This is a genomic window from Actinosynnema sp. ALI-1.44 (assembly GCF_001984155.1).
GTDB lineage: Bacteria > Actinomycetota > Actinomycetes > Mycobacteriales > Pseudonocardiaceae > Kibdelosporangium.
This window is the reverse complement of the sequence record NZ_MTQO01000050.1, coordinates 144,859-153,311: the sequence shown is the minus strand read 5'-3', so window position 1 is coordinate 153,311 and position 8,453 is coordinate 144,859. Positions and strand designations below refer to the sequence as shown.

General features: G+C 67.1%; 6 protein-coding genes. All 6 read left to right on the top strand.

What is annotated here, in order from left to right:
* The first annotated feature begins 41 nt into the window (after window positions 1-41).
* The 6 genes from ALI144C_RS33205 (at window position 42) to eccCa (ending at window position 8,453) form a co-directional block, all read left to right on the top strand.
* Window positions 42-695 carry a type VII secretion system-associated protein gene (locus ALI144C_RS33205; RefSeq protein ID WP_076991160.1) on the top strand — a complete coding sequence of 218 codons (654 nt, stop codon included), beginning with the start codon at window positions 42-44 and terminating at the stop codon, window positions 693-695.
* 209 nt (window positions 696-904) lie between these two features.
* A complete protein-coding gene (locus tag ALI144C_RS33200; RefSeq protein ID WP_076991159.1) occupies window positions 905-1,195 on the top strand; it encodes a hypothetical protein in 291 nt (96 codons plus the stop codon).
* 46 nt (window positions 1,196-1,241) lie between these two features.
* On the top strand, window positions 1,242-1,544 hold the full coding sequence (locus ALI144C_RS33195) for a WXG100 family type VII secretion target (RefSeq protein ID WP_143231020.1): 303 nt from the start codon (window positions 1,242-1,244) through the stop codon (window positions 1,542-1,544).
* A gap of 102 nt (window positions 1,545-1,646) precedes the next feature.
* Window positions 1,647-2,246: a hypothetical protein gene (locus tag ALI144C_RS33190; RefSeq protein ID WP_143231019.1), complete on the top strand. Its 600-nt coding sequence runs from the start codon at window positions 1,647-1,649 to the stop codon at window positions 2,244-2,246.
* Between the two features lie 91 nt (window positions 2,247-2,337).
* A complete protein-coding gene (locus tag ALI144C_RS33185) occupies window positions 2,338-4,419 on the top strand; it encodes a WXG100 family type VII secretion target (protein WP_076991156.1) in 2,082 nt (693 codons plus the stop codon).
* Window positions 4,416-8,453, top strand: a complete 4,038-nt coding sequence (gene eccCa / locus ALI144C_RS33180) for a type VII secretion protein EccCa (protein ID WP_076991155.1) — start codon at window positions 4,416-4,418, stop codon at window positions 8,451-8,453. The genes ALI144C_RS33185 and eccCa overlap by 4 nt, the downstream gene beginning before the upstream one ends.

The window sequence follows — 8,453 nt, the reverse complement described above, 5'->3', positions numbered from 1 at the left end:
GACGTGGACAGCTCATCCGAGGACAGCACCGAAGGATCACGATGACTGAGACGATCGACGGCACGCGGGCGGACAGCCCGGTGGACAACTGGCTTCTGCTGATGGATCCGTCGTGGACTCCGTCCGCCGAGGGCGAGGCGCCTCCCCTCGACGCGGTCGTCGGGCTGTGGCCGGTCGAGGACGGTGGGAAACTCGGCAAGTTCAGGGCGAACCCGGAGTACGTCCCGGCGGACGCCGGTTCGCCCTCGGACCCGTTGGACGCCGTGCTGCGCCTGGTGCTGCACGGCCGCGCCGAGGTCGAGCACATCCAGCTGGTACTGCGCGACTCGTTGTTCGACGTCGCGATGAACGGTGACGGTCGTCCGCTGATCACCAAGTCGCCGGACGACGTGCCGTGCGTGGTCGTGGCGACCGGCGAACCGCACCGGCAGCGGATCAGCTCGCCCGAGTGGCGGCGGATCGACCTGGACGAACTCGTCGTGCTGCTCGCCGACGGAGTGGACGTGCTGTTCAACCCGGCGGGTCCCGCGTCGGTGCGGCTCACCGGCGACTTCATCCGCGAGACGCTGATGATGCAGGACGAGCGGGTGGCCGAGCTGTACGCGAACCACCAGGACACCAACGGTCTGCGGGTGGTCTCGTGGGAGGCGGACGTACCGACGAGCCCCGGCGACCCGGCGACATCCGGGCGTTGACGCAAGTCTTCCGTGAAGGTGTGGCCGAATACGCAACGCGATTACGCGTCAGGGCAAGAACCTGGGCTCGGCTCTTGGCGGCGCGGCGTTCGGCGTGGTGGCATCTGCCCCAGTGGGACCGGGCCTGCGCGAGTCCCCGCTTGCCGGGCCACAAGTAGTTCGTATTGCAAGGGAGATGCCCTATGGCTATGTCGACTACGACCCCGGGAATGATGCAGGCCGCGGGTCACCTCGCCAACACCCAGAGCGAGGCCAACAAATGTAAGCAGACCGTCCTTGATGCCAACGCCGCGCTGATGGTGACCTGGACGGGTGCCGCCTCCATCGCCTACAACAAGTCGATAGACAGGTGGGTAGAAGACTGCAACTTCATCATGCACAAACTCGGCGAGATGATCGAGGTCATGAACGGCAACCGCAAGATCATCACCGCGGGCGAGCAGAGCAACACCGAGACCGCCAGCAACATTCCGGTGGGGCCGGGCCTTGCTGGTCTCTGACCGGTCCCGCCTGGACGCCTTCGCCAGCGATTGAAAGGACAGCGCATTGACTACGTACACTTTTGACCGCGGCATGGCCGACACGGTCCGCGACCAGATGGCCATCGTCACCAAGCGCCTGCAGACCGAACTCGAGTCCATGCATCAGCAGATCACCAGCACTCTGCAGGACTGGCAGGACGGTGCCAAGGACCAGTACTTGGAAGCGAAGAAGCAGTGGGACGCCGCGGCCAACCGGATGCCGCAGAGCCTGAACTCGGCCGAGGTCGCTCTCAACCAGATCACTGGTGGCTACCTCAAGATCGAGCACACCGGCGTGAACGCCTGGGGCGGTTACAGCGTCAAGTGAGTTTCCGTGGTGCCGCCGGGGCGTGTGTGCCCGCGGCGGCACCCTGTTGCCTGTCTGCGGGGCGACTGCCGGACCGCGGGAAGATCGTTCGAAGGGGTGAAGGTGCGTAGAACTGACGAAGGCGGTAAAGAGGACCCAAAGGAGAACAAGGACCAGGGTTACGACGACGCCAAGAAGCACCCGAAGGGATACGACGGCGACCCCGACCACATACCGCCGAACACGGGTGACTGGAACGGGGCGCCCGGCGAGTACTTCACGAACAAGTTCCCGCCGCCCGCGGTTCCGAAGAACGATGAGCAGTCCGGCGGAGGTGTCCGGGTCAGCACGGCGGCGTTGCGGACGTTCGCGACGAACCTGCGTGCGCTGATCCCGCCGTTGAAGACGGTCAAGGCGGAGCTGGAGAAGATCAAGCTGGCGCCGGGTGCGTTCTACGACGCGGGAGAGTTGACCAACAAGTTGCTCGGCGGTCAGGCCGGTCAGGGGTTGGTGGTGACGACGTCGGACTTCGTGAAGAAGGCCATCAACGCGATCACCGTGAGTGCCGACGAGCTGGAGAAGCTCGCTGACGCCTACAAGACCGCGGAGGAACTGAACGCCGCCACCGGCAAGGACCTGGCGGAACACATCCAGAGCGCGAAGACCTACATCAACCAGGCAGCAGGCGGCGCCAGCCAGGCAGCAGGCGGTGCTGCGGGCTGATCGGGCCCGTCGTGCCCATACTTCGCACCGTCACATCCGCCCTCTTCTCCGCACCTGCGGGCAGCACCCGCTCACATGAAGGCTTGACACCATGCCCGACGGGAATTCCAAGGAGCAGCCCACTTCGGGTGGCACAGGCGTCACCGTCAACAAGAATGACGGTTCGGTCGTCGCCACCGGCGTTTTCGGGGAGAAGTCCGACTACGACAAGTGGGGCTGGAAAGAGATCATGGCCCGCATCACCGGTGCGGGCGCGATCAGCCAGCAGGCACGGGACAAACTGGACGTCGGCGCCGTGTCCAACCCGGAGACACTGTGGAACGCGGCCACGGCGATCCGGATGGCCAAGGAAGTCCTTGCCTCGGTTGGCAAGAGCATCAACGACCAGACCAAGGCGCTGGCCGGTGAGGGCGGGCCTTGGCAGGGCGAGGCGGCCACGGCGTTCGTCGGCATGATGAAACCCTTCGCCGAGTCCTTCGCCAGCCACGCGACGCAACTCGACGGCGGCCCGGCCAGGCTCAACCCGATCCCCGAGCAGTTGTGGGCGGCGGGCAACTACCTCCAGTGGGCCATCAAGACGATCCACGACATCGACAACTTCTACGCCCAAGAGGCGCTGCGCATCGCGTCGCTCAAAAACCCACCCGAAGACATCACCATGGAGAGCGAAGAGGGCAACCGCATCCACGTCGGGAAGTACCCCGAGGTGGTGAAGCTGCTCGATCGCGATATGCGGGTGGTGCTGAAGAGCCTCGCGGGGGAGTACGAGAAGCAGGACTACAAGGTCGACCTCGTCACGGTCTCGATGCCAGGCGGGGTGGACGGACCGAACGATCCAACGAAATACGGACCCGTGGAAACCAACGGGATCACGTTGAAGGGTCCGGACGCGCCGAACCTCAAGCCGCCACCCGAGTACAAAGCGCCCGAGTACAAGGCTCCGGAATACGAAGTGCCGGAGTACAACCCGAACCAGTACAACCCGAACCAGTTCGACCCGAGCGACTTCAAGCAGAGTTCGAACCCGAACGAGTACAACCCCAACGAGTTCGACCCGAACCAGTTCAAGCAGAGTTCGAACCCGAACGAGTACAACCCCAATCAGTACAACCCCAATCAGTACAACCCGAACCAGTTCAGTCCAAACACGTTCAATCCCAACCAGTACAGCCCGAACCAGTTCAACCCGAACGAGTTCAAGCAGAACCAGTTCAATCCCAACCAGTTCAAGCAGCAACAGCACAGCGCCAACCCGAATCAGGGCGGCCCAGGCTCGGGCAATCCGGGTGACTACAAGCCGGGCGAGTTCAAGCCGGGCAACCCCAATCCGGTCGAGATGCCCGACATCCGCGACTGGAAGGCAGGCAACGAGTCACCGAACGGCGGTGGGTCCGACCAGAAGGGCTTGGGCCTCGGCAACGGAATGCAGCCGATGATGCCTCCGATGGCACCCATGTCCCCGTCAGGCAGCAGCAACGCTTCGGAACGATCCGACGCCTCCGGCCTACTCGGCGGTGAGTCGGCGCCATGGGAGGGCGTGAACCCGCCGGGTGTCGGTGACCCGGCAGGCGGCTCGACCGAAAGCACCCCCCAAGAATGGGCCGCAGGCAAGAAGGAACAGGCGCAGGCGCCCGGAGTCCCGGTGTCGCCGCCCGGCACCGCCAACGGTCCGGCCGCGCCCGGTCTGGCCACAGAGGACACTGGGCAATCCGGCCACCTCGACGATCGTGTCGCCGTCGTCGCCCCCGCTGACGGCAACGAGGACTTCAGCGCGTGGAACGTCGCCGCGGGAAGCCTTGCCTGGCTCGCCACCTCAACTCGTCCCCAGGAGGGTGAGCGCGAGCGGACACCGGAGTCCCCGGACTACACCCTTCGCGAGACCACCGCGTGGGGGCACACGTCCGGCCGGACCGGCGCCGTCCACCCCGGCGACGAACCCGACATGATCCACATCGACACGTCGGCGCTCATCCCGAAGCACATCCCGCCGGAGTCGACGCACAGCTGCAGCGGCACGGAGTTCACCGAGGAGGAGCTGGCCGCGGCAGAGCGCGACGAGGAGCAGGAAGAGCAGGAGCAGCAAGAGGAGCGCACCTCCGCCGACCTGCTGCGGCAGGACAACGCCGCATGGGAGGGCAGCGGTTCCAAGGCGCCGCCGGGGGTGATCGAATGAGCACGGTCACCATCAAGCGCGGGCCTCGCATCTCCGGTCCCGAGATGCCGGAGGGGCAGGAGGAGCTCCAGGAACCTCCCGTCATGCCGGAACCCGCCGCGCGGGACTTCAGCTCGGTGCTGATGTTCCTGCCGATGGCACTCGGCCCCATCGCGATGATCCTGATCTTCTCGTCGATGGGTTCCGTCGGCTTCTCGCCCTTCATCTTCATCATGTCCGGCGCCATGGCGATCGGCATGGTCGCCATGGCGATCAACCAGTTGTTCCGCAACGCGAGCGAGCGCAAACAGAAGCTCAACGCCGAGCGGCGTGACTACCTGCGCTACATCGACCAGTTGCGGCGTCGCGCCAGGGACACGAGCAACGAGCAGCGCGCGGCCGTTGTGTGGAACCACCCGGACCCGTCCTGGCTGTGGTCCATCGCCAGCGGCCCCCGGCTGTGGGAGCGGCGCGGCATCCACGACGACTTCGCCCGCGTCCGCATCGGGCTCGGCACCCAGCAGGCGGCCATGGAGTTCCTGCCGCCGTCGACCAAGCCGATCGAGGACCTGGAACCGCTGTCGGCGATCTCGCTACGGCGGTTCAGCGAGACCTACCGCACTGTCACCGGTATCCCGATCTCGCTGGGACTGCGCAGCTTCACCAGCGTCGAGTTCGCGGGCGACCAGGACGAGGCGACCGGACTGGTCCGTGCGGTGATCGGCCAGCTCGTCACCTTCCACGCTCCGGACGAGCTGCGGATCGCCGTGCTGACCGCGCCGCAGAACCAGGCGGACTGGGACTGGGTGAAGTGGCTCCCGCACACCGCGCACCCCTCCGCGCGGGACGCGGCAGGCCCGCTGCGGATGCTGACCTGCGACCACGACGAGCTCATCGAACTGCTGGGGACGGAGGTCACCGATCGCGGCGACCACGACAAGAGCGTGCTGGCCGGTGTCGCCGAGCCGTTCGTCGTCGTCGTGGCACACCTGGCCGCGATTCCCGAGCAGTCGCCGCTCTACGGCCCCGGCCTGCGCAACGTGGTGCTCCTGGACGCCACCGGTGCGCTGCCGGGTGGCGTGAAGGTACTCCGGCTCACCTGCCGCGACGGCGAGGTGAGCTATCCGGCTGGTGACGAGACGGGTAAGGCCTCCTGCGACGGGCTCGGCGTCATCCAGGCCGACACGCTGGCCCGGCTGATCGCCCCGAAACGCACCAGCGGCACGGTCGACGTGGTCGACCGCCCGTTCGAGAACGACTTCGAGCTGACCACGCTGCTCGGCCTGCGCGAGGTGCACACGTTCGACGTCAACGCGCAGTGGCGGCACAAGAACCCGCAACGCGCCCGTCTCCAGGTGCCGATCGGTGTCACGGAGGAAGGCGAGGTCGTCGAGATCGACCTCAAGGAATCGGCGCAGGGCGGCATGGGCCCGCACGGCATGTTGATCGGTGCCACCGGTTCCGGCAAGAGCGAGCTGCTGCGCACCCTGGTGTGCAGCCTCGCCGTCACGCACTCCTCGGAGATCCTCAACTTCGTGCTGGTGGACTTCAAGGGCGGCGCGACGTTCATCGGCATGGAGAAGCTGCCGCACACGTCCGCGGTGATCACCAACCTGGCCGACGAACTCCCCCTCGTCGACCGGATGCAGGACTCGCTCAACGGTGAGATGACGCGGCGGCAGGAAATCCTGCGCGAGAGCGGCTACTCGTCGCTGTTCGACTACGAGAAGGCCCGCACCACCGGCGGCCAGCTCCCGGCGCTGCCGACACTGCTCGTGATCGTCGACGAGTTCTCCGAGCTGCTGGGCAGCAAGCCGGAATTCATGGACCTGTTCGTCAGCATCGGCAGGCTCGGCCGCAGCCTCGGTGTCCACCTGCTGCTCGCCTCGCAGCGGCTCGACGAGGGCCGCATCCACCGAGTCGAGGGCCACCTGTCCTACCGCATCGCGTTGCGGACATTCTCCTCCATGGAGTCCCGCAGCGTCATCGGCGTCGCCGACGCCTACGAGCTGCCGTCGGGACCGGGCAACGGGTATCTCAAGATCGACACGTCGACGCTGATCCGCTTCAAGGGCGCCTACGTCTCCGGCCCGTGCCTGACGACCGCGCCGGAGGGCGGGCCGCTCAGCGGGGGCGAGGTCGCGGCAGGCGAGGTCGTCCCCTTCTACACACAGCCGAATCCGCGGACGCACGAGATCCGCCGGGTGGACGCGGACCCGCTGGAGCAGGAGACCGGCGAGGAACCGGAGGCGCCAACCGGCGACGCGCCGAGCGTCGCCGAGGTGCTGATCAACCGGCTCGCCGGGGCCGGACCGGCCGCGCGCCAGGTGTGGCTGCCACCGCTGTCGGCGTCGCCGAGCCTCGACTCGCTGCTGCCCAGCGTCGTGCCGCACCCCGAGCTGGGCATGAGCGTCGACGACCCGATCACCCGCGGCCACCTGCGTGTCCCGGTCGGCCTCGTCGACCTGCCGTACGAGCAGATGCGCGAACTGCTCGTGGCCGACCTGTCCGGCGCGGACGGCCACGTCGGTGTCGTCGGCGCCCCCATGACCGGCAAGTCCGCGCTGCTGCGCACCCTGGTGCTCGGTCTCGCGGTCACCCACACGCCCGAAGAGGTCCAGTTCTACGGCCTCGACTTCGGCGGTGGCGGCATCATGTCGATCAGCGGCCTGCCGCACGTCGGATCCGTCGCCACCCGCATGGAGCGGGACCGCGTCGTCCGCACACTGGAAGAAGTCGTCCAGGTCATGGAGATGCGTGAGGCGGCGTTCGCCCAGCACGGCTTCGAGTCCATGGCCGACTACCGCGTCGCACGCCGCCAAGGCCGGATCGCCGACCAGCACGGCGAGGTCTTCCTGATCATCGACGGCTGGTTCACGCTGCGCCAGGACTTCGGCGACCTGGAGACCAAGCTGACCGAGATCGCCGCCCGCGGTCTGTCGTTCGGCATCCACCTGGTCGTGTCGTCCACCCGCTGGTCGGAGATCCGGCCGTGGCTGCGCGACGTGCTCGGCACCCGGTTCGAGCTGCGGCTCGGCGACCCGATGGAGTCGGAGGTGCAGAGCCGCAAGGCGGCGACCGTGCCCAACCAGCCCGGTCGCGGCCTGACCAGCTCCGGCTTCAGCTTCCTCGCCGCGCTGCCCCGTCTCGACGGCTCGTCGGCCACCGAGGACCTCGCGGGTGCGACCAAGTCGTTCGTCGAGGAGGTGCGGACGTTCTGGCCCGGCCGCAGCGCTCCCGGCGTGCGGCTGCTGCCGACGAGGCTGCCTATGGTCGACCTGCCGAAGCCGGAGAACGGCGGTCTGCGGATCTGCGTCGGCTTGGACGAACAGCGCCTCAACCCGGTGTGGCACGACTTCAACGCCGTCCCGCACCTGTTCATGATGGGCGACGCGGAGACCGGGAAGACCAATGCGCTGCGGTTGCTGCTGCGCTCGATCGTCGCGGGTTTCAAGCCGGGCGAGGCGAAGATCCTGATCGCCGACTCGCGCCGCGACCTCGACGGCATGGTGCCCGACGAATACCGCATCGGCCACGTGGTCAGCTCGGACGCGTTGACCGACCTCGCCACCAAAGCGGCCGTGTCGCTGCACAAGCGCGTGCCCGGCCCGGAGATCTCCTCCGAGCAGCTCCGCCGTCGCGACTGGTGGGAAGGCCCGCAGCTGTTCGTCGTCGTCGACGACTACGACCTGATGTCCACCGGCATGGGGATGGGCACGCCGATGGACACGCTGCTGCCGCTGCTGGCTCAGGGAGTCCACATCGGATTCCACCTGATCCTCGCGCGCAGCAGCGCCAACGCGATGCGCGGCATGATGGATCCGTTGATGCGGCGGCTGTGGGAGCTGGGTTCGCCCGCCCTGTTGTTCTCCTACCCCAAGGAGGAGGGCAAGTTCCTCGGCGAGGCGGCCCCGCGCACGCTCCCACCCGGCCGCGCCCAGCTCGTGACCCGGCGTGGCGTGAAGCTGATCCAGACCGGCTTCGTGCCGGTGGGCAACCCGGAGAACGACGACCTGACGGCCGTCGGCAAGTTCTCCAGGAACGAGGGCACGTGA